Raw genomic sequence first — 23,011 nt, 5'->3', positions numbered from 1 at the left:
CGCTGTGCTACCCAACTATAATTTGTAAGTTGCTCAGTAAGAATGCCTTAATAGCCAGTGCAAACCCGGTATATCCACGAACATCAGGGTGACGAGCAGCAGGCAGAACAACACGACGTAGAGCATAAACCACTTGCGCGTGTAGAGTTTTTCGGAGCCCTGCACAGGCGAATTTTTGAGCAACCCGATCCGCAGGTACCACGAGAACAGCAACGCGAAGAAGGGAAAGCTGATCAGCAACTCAATGCGGTTTTTGACCAGGAAAATACCCAGGAAAAACGCCGACGTGAGCGCATAGAAAAACATGGAAATCAGGAGGCTATGCTCGGTGTAGTACTTAAACGAGCGACGGTACAGCCCAGCTAGCTCGGGGTTGTCGATGAGACGGTATTCGGCGAAGCGCTTGGTGGCCATCAGGTAGGCACCGCCCATCCAATAGGCCACAATGATGCTGGTGGGCGGCAGGCTGTTGAAGAGGCCGATGCCGTCGAGATTGGCCACCGACAGGGCCGGCGCGACCGTAAACCAGCCCAGCGCGAACCGGATGGGGTTATTCACCGACTCCGAAAGCACGTCAATGTACACGCGCTCCTTGGTCCGGAACGGGCGCACGTTGTACATCACGCCCATGAACAGCAGAAAAGCCGACACGAGCAGAAACTGAATGCTGATCTGATAGGCCAGCAAAAACCCCACGGCGGCCAGCAGAAACCACTCCGTGTACACCAGCACCGGATTGACCACCCGCACCACCGACGTGCGCTTCTTCTTGAGCGGATGAAACTTGTCGAACTCGGCGTCGAGGTATTCGTTGATTACGTAGTTGGCCGAGGCTACCAGGCAGGTGCTCACTACACCCATGATCATCTTCGACAGCAGCGCGGCGTCGAAGGAAGTGCGGTACACGATCAGGGCAAACAGCATGCCCGGCACCATAAATACGTTTTTGGCCCAGTTGTCGGGGCGGGCGATGGCGATATAGTCTTTCAGTCCCGCCGGAATCAAGGCAACCTCCTGCTCGTTAGTTTCTGCATTAGGAAGCATAGATGTCTGATTCATAGGTAGTTGTAGTTGGTTTAAGATCGGTGGTAAGTAGCTTCGTCAGGTTATCGTAAAAGTTGAAGGAATTGAAGGGCTGTTTCTCGACAATTAGGTAGGGCATGTTGGCGCGCTCGGCGCATGCGCCGTCAAGCTCGGGCCGGTCGCCGATAAACAGGCATTCTTCCGGCGCAACCCGCATCAGGTCAGCCAGATACAGCAGCCCTTTCGGGTCGGGCTTAAGGCGATCTATTTCCGGGTCGGTCGAGGCCACTACCGCATCGGCTTGCAGGCCCATGGCCCGCAGCTTGTCGTGGGCTTTGTAATCGGAATAGACCCCGATTTTGATGTGGTTGACTCTGAGGGCGTTAAAGAACTCTTTGACGCCGGGGTAGGTGCAGTCCGACAGATATTGATTTGGGTAATCGAAAATCCACTGCTGAACGACCCGCTTAATTTTGGCAACCGGGTAGCTAGTGCCCTCGGCGCACCAGGCGTATTGGGCATTTTCTACATCAGGGCCTGCGTAGGCAGGGTGCTTTTCCCGCTCCCTTCGGAAGCGTTGCAACAGCCGCATTTCACCGAGCCGCCACGGCCGTAGCGCGTAGTAGCCCAGCAGCGCAAAGAGCATTTTTTTGCGCAGCTTCGACTGCTCGTATAGGGTACCGTCAACATCAAAAACGACCATCTTCACCTTGTTCCACACTATCTTCCCGCTGTAGCTCATCCTTGTTATATTACTAAAAAATATAATTTAAAGTCAAGGCAAGTTTTTCAAATGTACTCACGAATTACATTATTCCAACTATTTGTTGTGCATTAATACTTTTTAAATTCCGCATTGTTTTACACCTTGCTTCAACTAAGCTAAGTTGGTTCGTTGTGATTAGGACGCAAACTCCAGAGGAAGGCAGCGCTGTGAGCTAAATTATCAGATACTGTCCCGTCACAGCATCGCATTCGATTGGTAGTATAAGTTCGGTAATCGGCAGCAGCACAAAAGCCCTTTTGTGTGGCTTGTCTACCCTGAGGACGGTCGGGGGTGAGTCACTCAACAGCCCCCGTGTTTTCGTTATTTTAACAGATAGAACGCATGTCGATTGAAGCAGTATTTGCAGAGCCGGATCAGGCCTCTGCTCCCGCGCGTGCGCACAAAGTGCGAGTTAGCTGGACCTACCTTACCTGGGCGTTTGTCGCGCTGGGTGTGGCCGTTCGGCTCTTTCATTACTTCGACAACCGATCGTTGTTTATGGATGAGGCTTACCAGGCCAACAGCCTGATTCGCATGGGGTTTGGGGCACTCGCAACCCAGCCCCTCGAATTTGATCAGAAAGCACCGCTGGGGTTTTTGTGGCTGCTCCGGTTGGCGGTACTGGTCTTTGGGAAGGGCGAGATGGCGCTGCGGTTTTTTCCGCTGCTGGCCGGCATCGCCTCGCTGCTGCTGTTTGTGCCCGTGGCGCGGCATTTTTTGCGGCCCGTTGGCGCAGCCGTTGCCCTCGGAATGCTGGCCTTGGCACCGTACCTGATCTATCATGGCGTGGAAGCAAAGCCGTATGGCCTGGATCTGCTCGTAACCATTATTTACCTGTTCCTCTACACCCGCTATCATGACAAAAACGATAATAAGTCATTGATTCAATGGGGGTTGTGGGGGGCAGTGCTGGTGTGGTTTTCTTTTCCCGCCGTTTTTATTGTGGCAGGAATGGCCGCCGGGGTTTCCCTGTATTACCTCCTGATCAAGCAAGGAACGCGCTTCTGGCGGTCACTGATTCCGTTCGGAATGTGGCTGGTGAGCTTTGGCCTGAGCTACCTCCTGTTTACAGGCAAACGAACCGAGTCGGGGTGGCTAATCATCTGGTACCGCTACCGCGATGCCTTCATGCCGCTGCCGCCCACCTCGCTGGCCGATTTCAAGTGGATTTTGATCCAGCTTTATCTGCTGCTCGACTATCCCTTGGGCCTGCTAGTAACGCACAGTGTGCTGGGGAGCAACTTGCCTCGCCTGTTGCTGCGCGTCGTACCCATAGGAGCGGCCCTGCTGGGGCTGGTCTCGTTTTACCGCAAAGACAAGAAGTTTTTGCTGGTACTGGTGTTTCCGTTCTTGCTGGCGCTGGCAGCTTCCGGCCTCGAGCGCTACCCCTTTCACGAGCGGCTGCTGGTCTTTCTGGCGCCTTTCGTGCTGCTGCTGGTGGCGCGGGGAGCCGAAGAAGCCGCCTACTATTTTACGACGCTGCCCCGCGTTGTGCTGCCTGCTTTGCTGCTGGCGCCGCCCCTGGTTACGTCAGTTAGCCAAGTCGCTGATACAACGCAGTTTATCGGGCTTCGAAAAACTTATTTCCGGGAGGCGTTTCAGTACGTGGAGCAGCATTTTCAGCCTGGCGATGTTGTGTATTTGTACTGGAACCACGATGCGCCCTACCGATACTACAAGGAGGCTTACCCGCTGAATTCGCTGCGCTATCACGCCATCGTGGGCCATGACTTGCGCCCACAGTCGAAGAATATGGAGGAGTATGTCGGCAAAACGACCGACGAGGTGAAGGCCGTAGCAGGCAAGCACCGGGTGTGGCTTCTGTACAACGACATGGTAGGCGGGCAGGGCGATATCGAAGGCGATCCGGCCTGGTTCTATGAAGGGCACGTCCGTGTCGGAGATAAAATCCGGGATAAACTCGCGCTCACTACTCCTCAAAAGGATGAATTCGTGCGGGTGGGAGTCGCAGCCCGCCTCTTTGACTTGCGGGAAAACGCGGACAATTCCACGAAATGAAATTTTTATGATATAAATAATTAATTGTCAATATTTTATGTATCTTATTTAAATATTAGTCACCTCCTGAATCCGTATCAAAAAGGCGCGCCATTTCTAAGTGGCGCGCCTTTTTTATGTTTTATAAATACTTGATTAAGAAGTGGTTATGAACCACTGGCGCGACGCTTCTCATCTTCGGCGCCGCCAGTGCGCTTGCGGGTCGGGGCTACTTTGTCGTTGCCGAAGCGGTAGCTGAACGAAAGCGTGACCACCCGGAAATCGCCGCGCTGGTAGAAGTGCTCCACGTAGTTGTCGTAGGCCGAGGTAGCGCGGACTTTGCCAGTGAAGAAAATATCGGTGGCGTTGAGCTTGAGCGTGCCTTTGCGTTCCAACACCGATTTCTGCAACCCAAGGCCTACCTGCCCGTTGGGCCGCACATCGAGGAAGCCGTACTGCTCGCGCGACTGGTAGCGGCCGTTGAGCTCGGCCGACCAGCCCTGGCCGAAGGTCAAGGTGCTGGTGCTGCTCAGGTTGAAGGCCGGGCGGCCTTTGTCCAGGGCCGTGCCGGCCAGGTGGCCCACGAAGCGGCTGTAGTAGAACACGCCGTTGTTGTAAACGCTCCACCACTTGGCAAGCTCGACGGGCGCCGTCAGCGTCAGGGCATAATAATACTGCTTGCCCAGGTTAACGCTGGTAGACACCACGTTACGCCCCGATTCGGGTTGAACTACCTGAATAATGGGGTTGCTGGTGATGCTGTAGCTCAGGCCGGTGCTGAATTTTTGCTTGTAAGTGTGCGTCAGCTCGAAGTTATAGCTCGTCTGCGGGCGTAAGTACGGGTTGCCGGCGCCGGAGGTAGTCGGGTCGATGATGATGCGGAAGGGGTTGAGCTGCCCATAAGAAGGCCGGTCGATGCGCCGGCTCAAGGATAGCGATACTTCGTGCTTATCGCTAAGGGTTTGCTTGAGGGCGGCACTCGGGAAAAGCTGAAAATAGTTACGATTAAAGCTTTGGTTGCCAACTACTTGCTGGCCGGTGGCTTTGGTTTGTTCGCCCCGCAGACCAAGCTGCACGTTCAGTTTGGAAATGGTCTGGTTGAAGTTGACGTAAGCCGCCCGAATGTCCTCGTTGTATTTGAAGCGGTTGGTTCGGTTGGCATCCACGCTACGCACGCCGTTCTCCGTTATTTCAAACAGCACGTCGTTGTCGGAGTGGACGCGGCTGGCTTTCAGGCCGGCCTCGAAGCGGGCGTCTTTGCTGAGGGGATGCACGTAGTCTGCCTTGGCCGATTGAATGGTCAGCTGGCCCGACTGATCGCCGTCGTTGCGGACCTGCGATCGGCCCGACAAGCCAAAGCTGGTCGTCAGGTCCTGAAGGCGGTCGGTGTTGTAGTGGGCGTAGTCGGCATCGGCGGTCAGCTCACGGGCTCCGCTCGAATCGGCCGGGAAGGTGTGCTTGAAGTTGACGTTGCCGGCCAGGCTGGGGGCGTGAAAGCTACGGTTGCCCAGCGCCACATATGTATCGATTAGTTGGCCGTTTTGGTCAAAAAGACTCGTGGCATTGGTCGTAGGCATGCGGGGCCCGCGGTTTTCGAGCCCGTTGACTACCACGCCCAAATCGGTGTTTTTGGAGAGCGAATAGTCTGCCCCAACTTTCCAGCTGTGCGATCGGTTGCCGCTGAGCATCTTGTTGGCTTGGTCGCTGCTGCCAACCAAAGTGCGCCGGCTATCCGTGTTTTCGTAGAAATCGCGGTGAATGTTCAGCTTGCCGTATCCATTGCGATTGGTGTAGTTATAAGACGCGAAGAGGTTGAGTTTTTGGTGGCGGTGGTTGAGGGAAAGGCCGCCGGTGAACTTGCCGTACTGGCCGCGGCCGTAGGCGGCGTTGGCGCTGCCGTTGGTGCCTTGGCGCTGGTCTTTCTTCAGGTTGATGGCGATGATGCCGGCCCCGCCCTGCGCGTCGTACTTGGCCGGCGGGTTGGTGATCAGCTCGATGCTCTGCAGCTGCTCGGCCGGCAGGGCCCGCAGGTACTCGGCCAGCTCGCTGCCGCTCATGGGTTGGCGCTTGCCGTCGATGAGCACCAACAGGCCTTGTTTGCCGCGCAGGGCCAGGTTGTCGTTGCCGTCCACGGTCACGCCCGGGGCCCGGGCCAGCACGTCGAGCGTGGTGTTGCCGGCGGCCAGCGGCGAGCCGGCCACGTTGACGACGGTGCGGTCGGCCTGGTGCTCGAACAGCGGCTTTTGGCCCACCACCGTCACTTCCTTCAACTGCGTGGCCCCGCTGGCGGTCAGCGTGAGGGCTTCCAGCGTGATGCCGCCGGGGGCCAACTCAAATGGCGCGCTCCAACGGCGCACAAAGCCTACTTGCGAAGCCGAGATTAAGTAGCGCCCACCCGCAGGCTGGTCCAGCCGAAAAGCGCCTTTATCGTCGCTAAACTCGGTTTTTACCACCGTCGAGTCGGCGGCCCGGTGCAAAGTGACGGTGGCATATTCAATGGGCGCGCCCGCCGCCGTCCGGACGGCGCCCGTCACGCTAGTTGGGGCTTGCGCTTGGGCCGCGCCCAAGCCTGCTGCACTCAGCAGAAGCAACAAGGAGAGTTGAGGAAGCCGGAACAAGTATACGTAAGTAGCAGATTTCATAGCCGTTGAGGAGGGGTGCGGGTTTCGGAAAGAGTCAGGAAGTCAGAAGGGGGGAAAGGGCAAAGCGGTGCCAGCCCGGCCCAAAAGCAAGGGGCGGATCGAGTAGAAATAACTTGGTTTTGAGGACCTGCGGGGCTAAGACGACGCAGGCCTTCGGGGTAGCGGCTCGTTCCGGCTTCGGGCCCGGAAGCAGGAGCGGGCAGCTACACTAATTATCTACGAATATATTCGTAGACAAAAATACGAAAGATTTCGTATATACAAGAAAAGCTAGATAGTTTTCGACAAAATTTCTGACTTCGGGGGCTGGCGAGCAGGGGAGCAGTTGGCGGCAATGCGTTCGAGCACTTGGCGAAGCAGCGTCAATTCATCTTCAGAAATGCCCTGAAGAGCCGTTTGGCGGTTGTTCAATACGATGGGCTGCACTGCGTCGAGCATTTGCTGGCCCGCAAGGGTCACCCGCAGCTGGGTCCGACGGCCGTCGTGGGGCAGGGCTTCCGTGACCAGCAAACCGCGCTTGATGAGCAGCGCAATAATGCGGGCCACCGACGCCTGATCTTTGAAAACGCGGTCGGCGATTTCCGTCTGGGTCAGGGTATCGTCCTCCAGCAACACCCGCAGCACCAGCCATTGATCAATGGTGATGTTGAGGCCAGCCCGGTCGATGTTGGCCTGCGCAAACTTGCGGTAGCGCCGGATGGCTTTGTCGAGCGAATAGAAAAGGACGTTGTTAAGCATAGCAGGTAAAAAAACGAACTATCCAATAGATGCATGATATATCATGTAAGTTGCCTAATAGCAGAGAAAATGATTCAGTAATTTTATAATATGCTGATTAATAGTAAGTTGCCGAACGAGTTAATTCTAGTTTTTATTCCGCCCTTACGATGGAGCGTGCTACTCGATGCCCTTTGAAAAGGTGAGCAGCTGATGAGCTCATACACGATCTGTGAGTATATGTGGGCCGAACGTAATCTGAATGGTGCCGGGTGCGTATGGCTACAGGACTAACCCGGGCTCGGCTGAGCCCACAACTTCCTCCCTCTATGGACATGCATTTCATCCGGCGCGGCACCGGCAAACCCCTGTTGTTGGTACACGGCATTGGGGGCAGCTGGCGTTCTTGGAACACTCTTATCGATGCCTTAGCAGCTGAGCGCGAGGTCGTTGTTGTCGATTTGCCAGGTCATGGGAAGACTCCCAAACTAGTAGGTGAAAACTCCATTGGCACCTTCGCCGATGCCCTCACAAGCTTTCTCGGTCAGCACAATCTGCTGGGAATTGATGCCGTGGGCAGCTCGATGGGCGCGCGGCTGGTGCTGGAACTGGCCCGCCGGGGCGGCGTGCTGGGCGCCGTCGTGTCGCTGGACCCGGGGGGATTTTGGCAGGGTTGGGAAGTCCCGTTCTTCTACCACTCGGTAGCGGTTTCGGTGAAGTTGGTGCGGACCTTACAACCCGTTATGCCCGCGTTGGCAGGCTCGGCAATGGGGCGGACGATATTATTGCCGCAATTTTCGGCGAAGCCCTGGGCTGTTGATTCGAAGCAGGCCATCGACGAGATGCATACCTTCGCTCATACACCTGTTTTCGACGAACTACTCGATCAGCTGGCGCACGGCGAAGTGCAAAAGCCGGCTCCCAAAGGCAGTATTTCCGAGCCGTTGGTGATCGGTTGGGGCCGTCAGGATCGGGTGTGCCTGCCCCGTCAAGCGGAGTTAGCGCTGGCGAAATTTCCCGATGCGCGCCTCTATTGGTTCGATAACTGCGGCCATTTCCCACAATGGGATCAGCCCGCGGAAGCCGCCCGCCTGATTCTGGCCGTCACCGGAAAGCAAGAATTTAGCGACGCATCCATTGCCCAGAAAGCAGCAAGTACCGATACAGCGGCTTTCCCCAAAGCAGCGGTAATCGGTGCGGCTCTGGCTTTGCTAATAGGCGGTAGCTGGCTGCTGGCATCTCGAAAAAGATAAGTGATTCAGTGCTAAGAGGTTAGCTGGGTCGCAGTCTTGCCTTCACTTGCCACGACCGCAGTGCGTGATCGCTGCATTTGTTGTTGTGTAACTATCAGGTAGAGAGAGTGTTATAAGGCAGTACGTTATTCCGGTTTTACGGCTGCTAACACGCGCTTAATTAGCTCGTTGGGGCTGCCGTTGTGCCAGCGCCACACAATGACGATGTCGTGATCGGGGTCGACCCAGATGGTGTTGGAACCAGCGCCTAACGCGGCAAAACTGGTGGCCGGAGCGTCGGGCCAAGCTTTTTGGGTGGTATTGAGCCACCACAGATAGCCATAGTCCGGGCCGACCGGGCCGGGCGTGGTGGCTTGCTTTACCCAATTGGCAGAAACGATTTGTTTGCCTTTCCACTGGCCCTGGCGCAGAAACAGGTAGCCAAAGCGGGCCTCGTCCTGGGCGCTGATCCAGAGGCCGCCGCCCCAGCGCGTGCCGCCGCTCACCGAAGGCATGGGCTTGCCGTCGATCATAACGGTAGAGTTGCGGTAGGGCAGGTACTGCCACGTGTCGGAAGCGCCAATGGGGTCCATGATCTCCTGCTTGAATACCTGCGGCAGCGGCTTTTTCCAAAGCTCCAGGAGTGAAAGCGATAAGCGGTTGATACGCACGTCGTTGTACTCGAAATACGTGCCGGGCTCCTGAAGCTCGCGGGGCTTGCGTTCGCCCTTGCCAAAAGCTTCGTGCCCGATAAAATCAGACTTTTTGCCCCACATTTCGCCTTCCCACTCGCTGGTTTGGCGGGCGTGGTATTCCCACGTCACCTTGCGGTTGCGCTCCGAATCGTAGCCGCCGTCGTGGATGTACTGGGCCACGGGATCGTGAATGTCTTTGATTGTGCCGCGCTCAATGGTGATCCCCAAAATCGTTGAAAGCACGCTTTTGGCCACGCTATACGTGGGGTCGACGGCTTTCGTATCGCCCCATTCGGCCACGATGTAGCCGTGGCGCAGCACCAAGCCGTTGGTCGGGGCGTGGCTGGCGGGCATGGGCCCAAGCAGCGTGCCGAAGATCTCTTCCTGGGTCGAGAAATTCGGAGTCATTTGGCTGGTTTCCTGCGTTTTAGCCCACTCCACGGCTTGTTGCAGCACGGCGGGGTCGAGGCCTGCTTGCTCGGGCTTTTTGTGTTGCCAGGCGTCGCCCTTCGGCGGGTAATAGACGGAGGCGGCCGCTTTCGTGCTGGCCTCGCGGCTGGCCGAAGGTAGTTTGGAGCACGCCAGAAAAGGAAAAAGCAGCAGAAAGCAGAGGTGCTTTGGGGTCATGGGGCGAGGCTATGAGGGAAAACGAGATGCGGCGACAAAACCACCCACCACCGAAAATGGCGCGGCTTGCGGCGCAGAATAGTAAACTTGCATCGGAGAAACGACATTCAAATGCCAGTTACCGAAATTAAGATTCCCGCGCTTGCCGACGTGCCCGCGGCAGCCGATCAACTCAAAACGGCTTTAGCCGGCCACACCGTGGTGCTGTTTGAAGGCGAAATGGGGGCCGGCAAAACCACCTTCATCAAGGCGTTGTGCCACAGTTTGGGTGTGAAGGACGACGTGAGCAGCCCCACTTTTTCGCTCGTCAACGAATACCGCGATGCCCGCGATCATCCCGTTTACCACTTCGATTTCTACCGCATCGACCGTGTCGAAGAAGCCGTAGGAATAGGCGCACAAGAGTACTTCGATTCTGGCTATCTTTGCCTAATAGAATGGCCTAGTCGGGTTGAGGCACTCTTGCCACCTTCCCGACTGCTTGTCACGCTGACCGTTACTGGACCAGAGTCGCGGATACTTCAATTAAAAGTTATGGATTGAAAGCGCGAAATCAGCTTTGAAATGCCTTCTTGTAAGAGATTGGTAGTCAAACAGTTGGTGCATAGCTTGTTCATAGGTTTTAGTTCATAATTTCTACTCGCCGAAATGCCTGAAGCAGTACCCCCAGGATTTGAGTCGCTGGCCACGAGCCGCGCGTTTTACACGCAAGAGTCTATGTTGGCCGTGGAAACGCGACGGCGAAAGCTGTTTATCGGGCTGCCGCGCGAGACCTCGCTTCAGGAAAACCGCCTGTGCCTGACCCCCGAAGCCGTGAAGCACCTCGTGGAAGAAGGCCACGAAGTGGTGATGGAAAGCGGTGCCGGCGAGCCCAGCAAATATTCCGACCACGACTACTCCGAGGCCGGCGCCAACATCGCCTACTCGCAAAAGGAGGTATACGAGGCCGATCTCATCCTGAAAGTAGCCCCGCCCACGCACGACGAAATTGAGCACCTGCGTGCCGGCCAAACCCTGATTTCGGCCCTGCAATTCGGCTCGCTCACGTCGGACTACATCACGGCCATTTTGCGCAAAAAGGTCAATGCCATCTCATTTGAGCTGATCAAAGACCCATCCGGGGCGCGGCCGGTAGTGCGGGCCATGAGCGAAATCGCGGGCTCGACGGTGATGCTGATCGCGGCTGAATACCTGGCGCGTTCTAATGAAGGCAAAGGCGTCATTTTGGGCGGAATTACGGGCGTGCCGCCGTCGCAGGTGGTCATCTTGGGGGCGGGCACAGTGGCTGAGTATGCCGCACGCGCCGCTACGGGCCTCGGGGCCGAAGTGAAGGTCTTTGACAACCACTTGTACAAGCTGCGTCGTCTGAAGCAAAACCTTGGTACTCAATTGTATACGAGTACGCTGGATACTTATGCCCTCAACCAGCAGATTCGGCGGGCCGACGTGGTCATTGGGGCGCTCAATGCCGAAGAAGGCCGCATCCCGTTTATGGTGCCCGAAAATGTAGTGGCGCAGATGACGCCCGGTTCGGTCATTATCGACGTGAGCATCGACCAGGGTGGCTGCTTCGAAACCAGTGAAATGACCAGCCACAGCAAGCCCGTCTACCGCAAGTACGACGTGATTCATTATTGCGTGCCCAACATCGCCTCGCGCGTGCCCCGCACCGCGACCAATGCGCTGAGCAACATTTTTACGCCCATTCTGCAGGAAATCAGCCAGCACGGCGGCATCAACGAGGTGCTGTTTACCAACGAGCATTTCCGTTCGGGCGTGTACGTGTACAAAGGCTCGCTCACCAACTCTGTGATAGCCAAGAAGTTCAACATGCGCTATAAGGAGCTGGGCCTGATGATCGCTGTACGCAACTGATTGATTGTTAAGTAGTTAACGTTTAATATTTTACGTCTGTCATGCTTAGCATGACAGACGTTTTTCTTAGCGCCAAACCCGGTTAAGCCATTTCGTTTATGTCCGACCCCATTTTCAGTGCTGCTCAGCTTACTTCCAAAACGGTGCTGGAATGCACATCGGCCGAGCTGAGCGAGGCCATGAACCGTTCGTTTGAGAATTATTTTGTGCCGCTGCACTTCGATGCGGCTTCGTTCGAGCGGCGGTTTCGGGGCGAAAACCTCGACGCAAGCGCCAGCCGGTTGTGGTTTTGCGGCGAGGCGTTGGTCGGGGTGGTTTATATCGCGCGGCGGGGCTGGACGAGCCGGGTAGCGGCAATGGGCTTGGTCCTGGAAGCCCGCGGCTTGGGGTTAGGCAAAGTGATGTTGCAAACGGCTATAGATGAAGCCATTGTGCGCAGCGACCGCAGCCTGATGCTAGAAGTATTCACGGTAAACGAGCCCGCCATCCGACTTTACGAACGCTTGGGCTTTCAAAAACAGCGCACCCTTACCGGTTTTCAAAGAAAACAAACGACCCTAGCATCGGCTGATTCAGTTGATCAGCTCACCGAAATTGACCCGCTCGTTGTGGCACGCCTCGTCACGCAGGAGGGCGACTCCGACCTGCCCTGGATGATAACCGGCGAAACCCTGGCCGCTGCCACGGCTCCGGTTGCGGCTTGGCACTTGGCGCAAAATGCCTACGCCCTGGTGCGGCCCGAAGCATCACGCGTGCTGTTGCTGAGCCTAGTGGTACCTAAAGCGGTACGCCGGCAAGGCTGGGCTACGCGCTTACTCCGGGCCTTGGAAATTCACTACGACGAGCAGCCCCTGGTAGTGCCGCCGTTGTTACCGCCGGGCACTGGGCAGGCATTTCTCCAGGGCTGCGGTTGGGAAGCTACTTCCTTACAGCTTTTCGAAATGGATCGCCTGCTGCCCTATCAAGTAGCTCTGGGCTAGGCTGTGGGCGCCGCCAGCAGCAGCGTTTTCCAGGCGTCTTCCAGTCGCCCTTCTTCCAGAATCTGCTTGGCAAGCAGCACCAGCTGTTTTTGTTGCTCCGCGGCATCGTCCCGGTACTTATTTAAGGTGTATGCCACCAGTGGTTCCTGCCGGAACGCTTCTACCGCTTCCGCTGAGGGAATGGCTTGCTGCTCAATGTTGCCTAGCCGTCCTAAGTTGTTGCCAGTCAATAGGTTGCTATGGCGGATGAATTCGGGCAGCTGATCGATACCGATCCCTTTGTTGCGGTTGGGCTTGGGCACGATGAACAGGCTTTCGGGTGTCACCCGCGAATACCAGTCGCCGGCGAGGCGCGCTACGGCATCCAGCTTGTGCGGATCGACGCTCAGGCCGTCGGGGGCGAGGATATCTTCGCGGTAATGGGCCTGTACCACGCGGCAGATCACAAGGTTGCCGCCGCCGTTGCTGTCGCCAATGGCGATGATCTGCTCCACCACGCACTCAAACGACACCGGGCACTCGGCTACGCGCGGCGGCCGGATCAGTTCGGACGCTAATTCCGTGAGGCCCGCTTTTCCAAATTCATTTACGCCGCGCTCATACTCCGTTGAGGCCAGCGACATCTGCTCCACCAAAGCGTAATCACAGATGTTGATGACGCATTCGGCCACCTCGCGCACGTTGTAGAGCGTGTGCTTTTGGGTGTTGTCGCGCACGCGGTTGGCGGGCGAGAAAATGAGGGTGGGCGGGTTGGAGCTGAACACGTTAAAAAAGCTAAACGGACTCAGGTTCACTTCGCCCTCGGCCGAAATGGTGCTGACAAACGCGATGGGCCGCGGCGCAACGGCACCCAGCAGCAGTTGGTGCCACTCGGCGCCTTTGAGCGTACCGGGCGTAATGGTGCGGAAAGCAGGGTGGGGCATAAGGAAGTTTGGACGTGAATTAGTGACGGCGAAGTTCTGATATTATGCTCAATATGGTTTGCTGCCATGTCCGATCACTATACAATTGTCATTCCTTCTGTACTTCCTTACTGCTGATCTTCAGATTAATAGCAAAGCAGAGTACAGAAGTTGAAAAGGTTGATCTTAGCTAAATAGCTATATCTTTACTAAATACGTATAGCTTAGCGATTACTCTCCAATTGATTCGAAATGTCTAAGCCTGCCTGCCCCAAGTGCGATTCGACGGAAGCCACCAAAAGCGGCGTGGTGGGCGGTAGGCAGCGGTATAAGTGCAAAAACTGCGGCTATCATTTCTCGGTGGCGAAGGTCGGGAAAGAGATCAACTCCTATTACGTGATCAAAGCCCTGCAACTCTACGTGGAAGGCGTCAGCTACCGCGAAATAGAGCGGCTGCTAGGTGTGAGCCATGTGAGCGTGATGAACTGGGTGAAAAAATACGGTATGCACGCCCCGCGCCAAACCGAATATCATCCTACCTATAAGATAGTAAACCAGAAGGAGTTAGCCGATTTTTTTCAGCAACCCCAGAATTTAAAAGGCGCCGGGCTGATCGTAACAGAGCTGGGCGACAAGTACATGATGATCCGGTGGGAGCGCTTCAAGGGTAGCTGAAACTATAGCGTTTAGCGTAACTATAGCAAGGGCGTGATTTCGCCTTCAGGATTTCTCTACTTGGTTGGGCCGAGCCACAGCTGCTGCTATGGCCTCGGGACTGTTCTCCTCCATCTCCTCACCCAACCGACCTACCTGTATGCTAACCCCCCGTTATGCATTGACGCTCAGTGCAGTGCTCGCCGCTGCCACTGCGTCGGCGCAAGTGGTGCCCCCGCCACCCGCCGGTCAGAATCCGCCGCCCGCCGAGCAGGCGCCTCCGCCACCGGCTCCCAAACCGGCCGCGCCAGTGCCCTACGGGGCTGGGATGAAGGTGAATCTATCACCCGATGGCTCGAAGTACCTGCGCTTCATGACTTGGCACCAAGTATACGTGCGGTATAATGAGAACAATACCAACACGTTACGGGCACCTAACAAGCCCCAACACAGCCAGATCGATTTCGGTCTGCGGCGCTCGCGCCTCGTGATTCTGGCCCAACTCAACCCGCGGTTCTTGATTTATACTCACTTCGGGATCAACAACCAAAACGCCGTGAGTGGCGGCGCACCGGGCGAAACAACCGGCCCCGGCAAAAAACCGCAATTCTTTATCCATGAGGCGGTTACCGAATACAAAGTCAACAAATACCTCAACCTGGGTGCCGGCCTGCACTACTACAACGGCATTTCGCGGCTGACCAGCGCCAGCACGACCAGCATCCTGACCATGGATTTGCCGCTGACCAACTTCCCGACCATCGACCAGACAGATCAGTTTGCGCGCTGGTTTGGCATTTATGCCAAGGGACGCATCGGCAAGTTTGATTACCGCATGGCCATCGACGACCCGTTTCTGACCAACCAGGCCAGCACCCCGCTGAACCTGGGCACGACCGCGGCAGGCGTGAACACGGGAACCAACATTGCCCAGTATAACCCTCAGAATACCAAGCATGTATATCAGGGGTACTTCAACTACAATTTCCTGGAGCCCGAAGCCAGCGTGCTGCCGTACTTCCAAGGTACGTACCTGGGTACCAAGCGCGTACTGAGCATTGGGGCGGGCTTCCTGTACAACAAAGACGCGATGTATTCGCGGTCCACGACGAGCGTAGTGCCTAGCACTTTCCCGGCTGCTACCGACCTGTTTGCTGCCGTCCCGACGCGCAAGCACGATATGAAGATGTACGGCGTGGATGTGTTCTATGACGCGCCGATTGACACGGCCTCGCGCACGGCCCTGACGGTGTATGGCGTGTATTACAACTACAGCATGGGCCCAAACTACGTGCGGTTCGTAGGGGCCGAAAATCCCGGGTTTGGTACCGTCGCGACCCGTGGCAATGCCGTGCCGCAGTCGGGTACGGGCAGCTCGGAGTACTTGCAGCTGGGCTTCCTGCTACCGAAGCAGACGTTTGGCCCGAAAGCGCGTTTGCAGCCTTATGTGGCGTATTTGCACAGCAGCTACGAAGGCCTGCGCGATGCCAGTGGCGAGCGGAAAGGCGTGAATATCTACGATGCCGGCGTCAATTTGCTGCTCGACGGGCACAACGCCAAAGTTACCCTCAACTACCGCGCCCGGCCCGACTTTACCAACGTGAACAGCGTGAATTACCGGCCCGAAATCTCGCTGCAAACGCAGGTCTTCCTGTAAGTGACAGCCTTGCTTGTCTTTGAATCTCCCTTCCTAAATTCCCTTCATTCCAACCCGTATTCAGTTATGGAACAAAGCATTCCTCGCCGTCCCTTTGCCGGGGCGGACCAGGCGGTGGACGCCGCCGCGGCACACGATAACAACAACGTGTCGGTCAGCAAGATCTGGCAGGTCATCACGGCCTCGTCGGTGGGTACCGTCATCGAGTGGTACGACTTCTACATTTTCGGCTCGCTCGCCCCGATTATCTCCACGCTGTTTTTCCCCAAAACCGACCCCGTAGCAGCCATGCTGGGCACACTGGCAGCCTTTGCTGTGGGCTTTGTTGTACGGCCATTTGGCGCCGTGTTTTTCGGGCGCATCGGCGATTTGGTTGGTCGCAAATACACCTTCCTGCTGACGCTGCTGCTGATGGGCGGTTCCACATTCTGCATCGGCCTGATTCCGACGTACGAGCGAATTGGGGTGATGGCGCCCGTGATCTTGGTGCTGCTACGCACCATTCAGGGCTTGGCGCTGGGCGGTGAGTATGGCGGGGCAGCTACCTACGTGGCCGAGCACGCCCCCGACAATCGCCGGGGCTACTACACTAGCTTTATCCAGACTACCGCCACGCTGGGCTTGTTTGTAAGCATTGCCGTGATCGTCGGCACGCGCCTATCGGTGGGCGAAGATGCATTTAAAGAGTGGGGCTGGCGCATTCCGTTCCTCATTTCCCTGATCTTGGTTGTTGCTTCCTACTACATCCGCCGCAAGCTGCACGAGTCGCCGCTGTTTGCTAAGGCCAAAGCCGAAGGCACCACCAGCAAGTCGCCGCTGCGCGATTCGTTTGTAGAACCCGTCAACCGTCGTTTGGTGTTGCTGGCCCTGTTTGGGGCTACCATGGGCCAAGGCGTAGTATGGTACACGGGACAGTTTTACGCCTACTTTTTCCTCCAAACCGTTCTCAAAATTGACCTCGTGACGGCCAGTACCATCCTGTGCCTGGCGCTGCTATTTGCCACGCCGTTCTTTGTGTATTTCGGCGGCCTTTCCGACCGTATTGGCCGCAAACGCATCATCATGACGGGTTTGGCCTGCGGGGTACTCTTCACCATCCCGATTTTCTACGGCCTGAAGGCATTCGCCGGCCCTCTAACAGAAAAAACCGCCGCTACCGTGGATGCCGCCGGCGTGGCAGTGCCCGCCGTTATGCAGGCTGCTACTCCCAACGTATTGGCCCTCACAGTGTTAGTGTTCTGTCTGGTGCTTTTCGTAACAATGGTGTACGGCCCTATCGCGGCGTATCTCGTGGAGTTGTTCCCTACAAAAGTGCGCTACACGTCGCTGTCGGTGCCCTACCACATTGGCAATGGCATCTTCGGCGGCTTGGTACCGCTGATCGCCACGGCTATGGTAGCGTGGGCAGCCACTCAACCCAGCGGCTTTTTACAAGAGCACAGTATTTATTTCGGCCTCGTGTACCCAGTAGTTGTGGCCCTGATTTGCTTGATTGTGGGCTCTACGTACATGAAAGATGTGCGGAACGTTAAAATCATGGACTGATTGATTTTTCCCAGCCTGTTTTGGTGAAAAGTCCGTCGGACCATTGGTTCGACGGACTTTCTACTGTCGGGGCCACCTTTTATACCTCACTGCTGCTGGGTTTATATCCTTTTGTTCATCAGATACTTATCGCCTCATGTCTTCGATGTCGCCGCAGGAGCAAACCGAGCAACGCCGGGGCCAGCAGCTGCTTTTCATAACTCTGTTGTTTGGCATTCTGCTCAATTTCCCGCTCCTAGCCGTATTCGACCACGACGGCAAAGTTGGCGGGGTGCCGGTGCTGTATCTCTACGTATTGCTCGCCTGGATTGCCGTGGTGGTGCTCACGGGCTGGCTGGTTACCCGCATGAAACATGAGGAATAATACAATACATAAGTAATTGTGTGACAAGTGTTTGTGAAATAACCCTTTTGCCTGATTATCCACTTCTCCGATGCCCAAGCTGCTTGTCATAGGGTTTTCATTCGGCTACCTGGCGTTGCTGTTCGGGGTCGCCTACGCAGCTGAGCGCCGCTCGGCCACGCGGCGAAGCCTCGTAAGCAACCCCTATGTGTATGCCCTCTCGATGGCTGTGTATTGCACCGCCTGGACGTACTACGGCAGCGTAGGGCGGGCAGCGTATTACGGGCTGGAGTTTGTGGGTATTTTCCTGGGTCCCACGTTGTTGGCGCCGGCCTGGTGGCTGGTGCTGCGCAAAATCATCCGCATCTGTCGGTTGCAGCGCCTGACCTCCATTGCCGATTTTATCTCGGCGCGCTATGGCAAAAGCGCTTCCTTGGGTGCCGTCGTGACGGTCGTGTGCGTGCTGGGAATTATCCCGTATATCGCTCTGCAAATCAAAGCGATAGCCGGGTCGTTCGATATTATCACGCGCGGGCCGGAAGCGATGACAGCCGGCGCCAACGGCGGCGTGGCCGCCGTAAGCTCGGCTCTGTTTACCACCGTGGCGCTGGCGTTTTTCACCATCATCTTCGGCGTGCGTTCCGTGGAAGCCACCGAGCGGCACGAAGGCATGGTGCTGGCCGTAGCCCTGGAGTCGTTGGTAAAGCTGGTGGCGTTTCTGGCGGTGGGCGTGTTCGTCACGTTTGGCCTGTTCAACGGCTTCGGCGACGTGTTTGAGAAAGCCGCGGCCGTGCCTGCCCTGAGTCGGCTGTTTACGTTGCACGGTGCCGGCGTGAGCGGCGCGCAGTGGTTTACGCTCCTGCTGCTGAGCATGGCCGCTATTCTGATGCTGCCGCGGCAGTTTCAGGTGTCGGTGGTAGAAAATGTAAACGAGGTGCACCTGCGGAAAGCCATGTGGCTGTTTCCGCTGTATCTCATTGTCATCAACCTCTTTGTGCTGCCCATTGCCTTTGGCGGACAGCTGCTCTACGGCCACGCTGGCCTCGATGCCGATACCTTTGTGCTGGCGTTGCCGCTCGGGGCGGAGCAGCAGTGGCTGGCTTTGTTTACTTATCTCGGCGGGCTGTCGGCGGCCAGCAGCATGATCATCGTCGAAACCATTGCACTGAGCGTAATGATGAGCAACAACCTGCTCATGCCGTTGCTGGTGCGCATTCCGGTAGTGCAGCCCCAGACCCAGACGCGCTGGTTTGCCTACCTCAGCCAAACCGCGCTGCAAAGCCGTCGGCTGGCCGTGGTGTTCGTGTTAATGCTGGCTTACGGCTATTACACGGTGGTGGGGCATTTGCTGCCGCTCGTCAACATTGGGCTGGTGTCGTTTGCGGCGGTAGCGCAATTTGTGCCGGTGGTATTAGGCGGTTTGTACTGGAAAGGCGGCACAAAACAAGGCGCGATGGCGGGCATTGTGGGCGGGTTCGTGCTGTGGTTTTTCACGTTGGTGCTGCCCACCATGATCGGCCCGCACCTGCTCCCGACGGCTTGGCTCGAACAGGGCGTATTCGGCTTGGCCGGGCTGCGGCCGTTTGCGTTGTTTGGACTAACCGGGCTCGATTATTTGTCGCACGGCTTATTCTGGAGCTGGTTTTTCAACGTGGGTCTGTACGTGGGCGTGTCGCTGGCCGGCCGGCCCTCGGCGCTGGAGCAGCGGCAAGCCGACGTATTTGTCGATGTATTTCGCTACCGCAACGTGTTCGAAGGCCCCTCGTTGTGGCAAGGCGCGGCACCGCTGCCCGACGTACGGGCTTTGCTCAACGGGTTTCTGGGTAAAAAGCGCACAACCCAGGCGTTACGGGCTTTTGCCGAGCGTTTTCCCGATGCGCATCCCGCCGACACTTCGGCCACCACTGCCGATCCGCGTCTCTTGGCCTACGCCGAAAAACTGTTGGCTGGCAGCATCGGGCCAGCGTCGGCGCGGCTGTTGCTCTCGTCGTCGGTAGGGGCGGAAGAGATTAGTTTCGACAACGTAGTAGGCATCCTGCGCGAGTCGCAGCAACTCTTGGAAGCCAACCGGCAGCTGCAAAAGCAGTCGCGTCAGCTTCAGAACCTCACGGCCGATTTGCGCGACGCCTACACGCAATTGCAGGAGCTCGACATGCGCAAAGACGAGTTTTTGTACACCGTCACGCACGAGCTACGCACGCCCCTGACCAGCATTCGGGCGCTGTCCGAAATCCTGTCCGACAACCCCGATCTGGAGGAAGAAGAGCGCCTGCGGTTTCAGCACACCATCACTAAAGAAGCCGAACGCCTAAGCCGCCTCATTACGCTGGTGCTGGATCTGGAGAAATTTGAGTCGGGAAAGGCCACCCTGGAGCGGGCGCTGCTGGATGTGGCCGAAGTGGTCAACGACGCCATCGACTCGGTGGGGCAGCTCCTGCGCGACAAGCAAATCCGCCTCGACGTAGCGGTGCCGCCCGGCTTACCCAACCTTACCGGCGACCGCGATCGCCTGATGCAAGTGCTTGTCAATCTGCTTTCTAACGCAGTGAAATCGTGCCGGCCCGATGGCGAAGGCCGCATTGGGGTAAGCGCCGAAGCCGCCGGCACCGCCGTGCGCATCAGCGTCACCGACAACGGCAAGGGCATCGATCCGGCGTTTCACACCCTCATTTTCGATAAGTTTTTTCAGGCCCAGAACCAAACCACGCGCAAGCCCGAAGGCTCGGGGCTGGGGCTGGCCATCACCAAAAAAATTGTGGAGCTGCACGCCGGCCGCATCTGGGTTGAGAGCGAACCCGAGCAAGGCGCCTGCTTCTCCTTTGAGCTTCCTGCTGAGGAACTTAGCAAGTAATCACGCCGACCGCACCCTTTACCATGGCTATGAATACAACCCGGGTTTTAATCGTCGATGACGAGCCCAACATTGTGATGTCGCTCGAATTTTTGATGCGCAAAAACGGCTATCAGGTTAGCATTGCCCGCAACGGCACGGAGGCGCTGGAAGCCGTTGAGCAGACCGCTTTCGACGTGATTCTGCTGGATGTGATGATGCCCGACGTCGACGGGTACCAAGTGTGTCGCCACGTCAAAACCCGCCCCGAACGGCAAACCACGAAGGTTATCTTCTTGAGTGCCAAGAGCAAAGAAGCCGACATTCAGAAGGGCTACGACGTCGGCGCCGATCTCTACATTCCGAAACCCTTCAGTACGCGTCAGCTCATGGAAAAAGTCAGGGAGCTAGTCGCTGCGCCAACTGCTTCGTAATCAGATAGATGCCTTTTTATTTTCAGAGGCCATGAAACCCGTTTCCCCACCCGCATTACCCTACGCAGAGGCTTATGCCGCTAGTCTGGCCGATCCGGCCGCTTTCTGGGAGGAGCAAGCCCAACAGATTCAGTGGTTTGAGCCGCCCACCGAGATGCTGACTACCGATGCGCAGGGCTTGTACCGCTGGTTCCCAGGTAGCCGGCTCAATACCAGCTATTTGGCCCTCGATCACCACGTGCACTTCGGCCGCGGCGAGCAAGTAGCCCTGATTTATGATTCGCCCGTTACCAATACCGTCAGCCGCATTACCTACCGCGAGCTACTCGACCGCACAGCACACTTCGCAGGTGGCTTGCGCCAGTTGGGCGTGGAAAAAGGAGACCGGGTAATTATTTACATGCCCAACGTGCCCGAAGCGGTGGTGGCCATGTTGGCTTGCGCGCGCCTCGGGGCGGTGCATTCGGTGGTGTTTGGCGGCTTTGCGCCCCACGAGCTGGCAGTCCGCATCGACGATGCCCAGCCGCGGGTGATTGTGTCGGCATCGGGCGGCATGGAGTTCGACAAAGTGATACCTTACAAGCCGCTGCTGGATGCCGCCATTGAGAAAGCCAGCTTCAAGCCTGCGCATACTGTCATTTTGCAACGCCCTTTTGCTCAGGCAGATATGCAAAGCGGCCGCGACGTGGACTACCAGAAAGTGATGCAAGCTCCGCAGGTGGGCTGCGTTTCCGTCGAAGCCACCGACCCGCTGTATATCCTTTACACGAGCGGCACCACGGGCAAGCCCAAGGGCGTGGTGCGCGACAACGGCGGGCACGCCGTGGCACTTAAATACAGCATGTCCGCGATTTATGGCATGCAGCCAGGCGAGGTGTTTTGGGCCGCCTCCGATATTGGGTGGGCAGTAGGGCACAGCTACATCGTATATGGCCCTCTGTTTCAGGGGTGTACCTCGGTGCTGTTTGAAGGGAAGCCGGTTCGCACGCCGGATGCGGGCACGTTCTGGCGGGTGGTGGCCGAGCACAGAGTGCAGGTGTTGTTCACGGCTCCAACCGCCATTCGAGCCATTAAAAAGGAAGACGCCGAAGGACAGCTTGCCCAGCACTACGACCTTACAAGCTTGCGCTACCTGTTTCTGGCCGGCGAGCGCTGCGATCCGGCTACCTACGAGTGGGCCGCTCGCACGTTGAGCGTGCCGGTAATCGATCATTGGTGGCAAACCGAATCGGGCTGGCCGATGCTGGCTACCATGGTGGGCCTGAGCGAGATGCCGCCGCCTCGTGCCGGCTCGGCAGGCCATCCGGTACCCGGCTACGACGTGCAGATTCTCGACGAAGCCGGGGAGCCGCTGCCCCCGACGCACACGGGCCTGGTGGCGGTGCGTCTGCCGTTGCCGCCGGGCTGCCTGCCCACCTTGTGGCACGACGACGAACGCTTCCGCCAAAGCTACCTGACGACTTTTCCGGGCTACTACCTCAGCGGAGATGGCGGTTTCCGCGACGCGGAGGGCTATTTTTTCATCATGGGCCGCGTCGATGATGTCATCAACGTTGCGGGCCACCGTCTGAGTACGGGCGAGATGGAGGAGTTGCTGGCCGCACACCCGGCCGTTGCCGAATGTGCCGTTTTGGGCATCGCTTGCCCGTTACGAGGCCAACGGCCTGTCGGGCTGGTGGTACTGAAAGATGGATATACAATTGGCGAGGAGCAGTTGGAGCAGGAATTGGTGCAGTTGATTCGCGACCAAATCGGGGCATTAGCAAGCTTTCGCAATGCCTTAGTAGTCAAGAGGTTACCCAAAACACGCTCCGGCAAGATTTTACGCAAAAGTATGCGCCAACTTGCTGATGGAGAAGCATTTACTATGCCGTCCACTATCGATGACCCCGCAATTCTGGATGAAATACGCGCAGTACTGGTGCGGCGCCAGGTTGGACTGGCTTTTGAAAAAGACAGTACTTGATTTGGCCTCCTCACGAGGGCTAAAACCTGCCTTTAGGTCTTTAAAAAGCAGAGAGTTTTAGCCCGACTATTGAAATTCTGACCGTAAAGACACTTCTTGAACTTCCTCCTTACTAAAATTCCTAC

18 protein-coding genes are annotated in these 23,011 nt (G+C 56.9%); 12 read left to right on the top strand and 6 right to left on the bottom strand.

Going from position 1 to position 23,011, the window contains the following annotated elements:
• Positions 1–33: 33 nt before the first annotated feature.
• Positions 34–1,059, bottom strand: a complete 1,026-nt coding sequence (locus FHG12_RS19795) for a UbiA family prenyltransferase (protein WP_230471211.1) — start codon at positions 1,057–1,059, stop codon at positions 34–36.
• Positions 1,034–1,765, bottom strand: a complete 732-nt coding sequence (locus tag FHG12_RS19790) for an HAD family hydrolase (RefSeq protein WP_139517433.1) — start codon at positions 1,763–1,765, stop codon at positions 1,034–1,036. Before FHG12_RS19790 ends, FHG12_RS19795 begins: the two co-directional genes overlap by 26 nt.
• 366 nt (positions 1,766–2,131) lie before the next feature.
• On the opposite strand from FHG12_RS19790, the gene FHG12_RS19785 reads away from it, so the two are divergent.
• Positions 2,132–3,808, top strand: a complete 1,677-nt coding sequence (locus tag FHG12_RS19785) for a glycosyltransferase family 39 protein (RefSeq protein WP_139517432.1) — start codon at positions 2,132–2,134, stop codon at positions 3,806–3,808.
• 146 nt (positions 3,809–3,954) lie between these two features.
• On the opposite strand, the gene FHG12_RS19780 is transcribed toward FHG12_RS19785, so the two are convergent.
• Both FHG12_RS19780 and FHG12_RS19775 read right to left on the bottom strand, forming a co-directional pair.
• Entirely contained in the window at positions 3,955–6,429 is a 2,475-nt protein-coding gene (locus tag FHG12_RS19780) for an outer membrane beta-barrel protein (protein WP_139517431.1), read from the bottom strand.
• A 270-nt stretch (positions 6,430–6,699) separates the two neighbouring features.
• Positions 6,700–7,167, bottom strand: a complete 468-nt coding sequence (locus FHG12_RS19775; protein ID WP_139517430.1) for a MarR family winged helix-turn-helix transcriptional regulator — start codon at positions 7,165–7,167, stop codon at positions 6,700–6,702.
• Positions 7,168–7,475: 308 nt separating this feature from the next.
• Between FHG12_RS19775 and FHG12_RS19770 the strand changes: the two genes are divergently transcribed.
• Positions 7,476–8,399, top strand: coding sequence for an alpha/beta fold hydrolase (locus FHG12_RS19770; RefSeq protein ID WP_139517429.1), 924 nt, complete (start codon positions 7,476–7,478; stop codon positions 8,397–8,399).
• 125 nt (positions 8,400–8,524) lie between these two features.
• Here FHG12_RS19770 and FHG12_RS19765 read toward each other — a convergent pair whose 3' ends face one another.
• Complete coding sequence (locus FHG12_RS19765; RefSeq protein WP_139517428.1) at positions 8,525–9,700, bottom strand: serine hydrolase domain-containing protein; 1,176 nt, start codon at positions 9,698–9,700, stop codon at positions 8,525–8,527.
• 111 nt (positions 9,701–9,811) lie between these two features.
• On the opposite strand from FHG12_RS19765, the gene tsaE reads away from it, so the two are divergent.
• The 3 genes from tsaE (at position 9,812) to FHG12_RS19750 (ending at position 12,555) form a co-directional block, all read left to right on the top strand.
• Complete coding sequence (gene tsaE / locus FHG12_RS19760; RefSeq protein WP_139517427.1) at positions 9,812–10,243, top strand: tRNA (adenosine(37)-N6)-threonylcarbamoyltransferase complex ATPase subunit type 1 TsaE; 432 nt, start codon at positions 9,812–9,814, stop codon at positions 10,241–10,243.
• 105 nt (positions 10,244–10,348) lie between these two features.
• A complete protein-coding gene (locus tag FHG12_RS19755) occupies positions 10,349–11,575 on the top strand; it encodes an alanine dehydrogenase (RefSeq protein ID WP_139517426.1) in 1,227 nt (408 codons plus the stop codon).
• A gap of 98 nt (positions 11,576–11,673) precedes the next feature.
• On the top strand, positions 11,674–12,555 hold the full coding sequence (locus FHG12_RS19750; protein WP_139517425.1) for a GNAT family N-acetyltransferase: 882 nt from the start codon (positions 11,674–11,676) through the stop codon (positions 12,553–12,555).
• Here the strand turns inward: FHG12_RS19750 and FHG12_RS19745 are convergent.
• On the bottom strand, positions 12,552–13,478 hold the full coding sequence (locus FHG12_RS19745) for a flavin reductase family protein (protein ID WP_139517424.1): 927 nt from the start codon (positions 13,476–13,478) through the stop codon (positions 12,552–12,554). The two genes, FHG12_RS19750 and FHG12_RS19745, sit on opposite strands and share 4 nt — an antisense overlap.
• Positions 13,479–13,709: 231 nt before the next feature.
• Between FHG12_RS19745 and FHG12_RS19740 the strand changes: the two genes are divergently transcribed.
• The 7 genes from FHG12_RS19740 to FHG12_RS19710 all read left to right on the top strand — a co-directional run bounded on the left by FHG12_RS19740 (position 13,710) and on the right by FHG12_RS19710 (position 22,886).
• Entirely contained in the window at positions 13,710–14,132 is a 423-nt protein-coding gene (locus FHG12_RS19740; protein WP_139517423.1) for an IS1/IS1595 family N-terminal zinc-binding domain-containing protein, read from the top strand.
• 139 nt (positions 14,133–14,271) lie between these two features.
• Complete coding sequence (locus FHG12_RS19735) at positions 14,272–15,768, top strand: hypothetical protein (protein ID WP_230471210.1); 1,497 nt, start codon at positions 14,272–14,274, stop codon at positions 15,766–15,768.
• 66 nt (positions 15,769–15,834) lie between these two features.
• Positions 15,835–17,313: an MFS transporter gene (locus FHG12_RS19730; RefSeq protein ID WP_139517422.1), complete on the top strand. Its 1,479-nt coding sequence runs from the start codon at positions 15,835–15,837 to the stop codon at positions 17,311–17,313.
• Positions 17,314–17,449: 136 nt separating this feature from the next.
• Positions 17,450–17,677 (top strand): hypothetical protein, encoded by a 228-nt coding sequence (locus tag FHG12_RS19725; RefSeq protein ID WP_230471209.1) that lies wholly within the window; start codon positions 17,450–17,452, stop codon positions 17,675–17,677.
• Positions 17,678–17,747: 70 nt separating this feature from the next.
• Positions 17,748–20,507, top strand: coding sequence for a sensor histidine kinase (locus tag FHG12_RS19720; protein WP_139517421.1), 2,760 nt, complete (start codon positions 17,748–17,750; stop codon positions 20,505–20,507).
• A gap of 29 nt (positions 20,508–20,536) precedes the next feature.
• Positions 20,537–20,920 carry a response regulator transcription factor gene (locus FHG12_RS19715; RefSeq protein WP_139517420.1) on the top strand — a complete coding sequence of 128 codons (384 nt, stop codon included), beginning with the start codon at positions 20,537–20,539 and terminating at the stop codon, positions 20,918–20,920.
• A 31-nt stretch (positions 20,921–20,951) separates the two neighbouring features.
• Entirely contained in the window at positions 20,952–22,886 is a 1,935-nt protein-coding gene (locus FHG12_RS19710) for a propionyl-CoA synthetase (protein WP_139517419.1), read from the top strand.
• Positions 22,887–23,011 lie beyond the last annotated feature (125 nt).

This window comes from Hymenobacter jejuensis, assembly GCF_006337165.1.
Lineage (GTDB): Bacteria > Bacteroidota > Bacteroidia > Cytophagales > Hymenobacteraceae > Hymenobacter > Hymenobacter jejuensis.
This window is presented reverse-complemented; position numbering and strand designations above follow the sequence as displayed.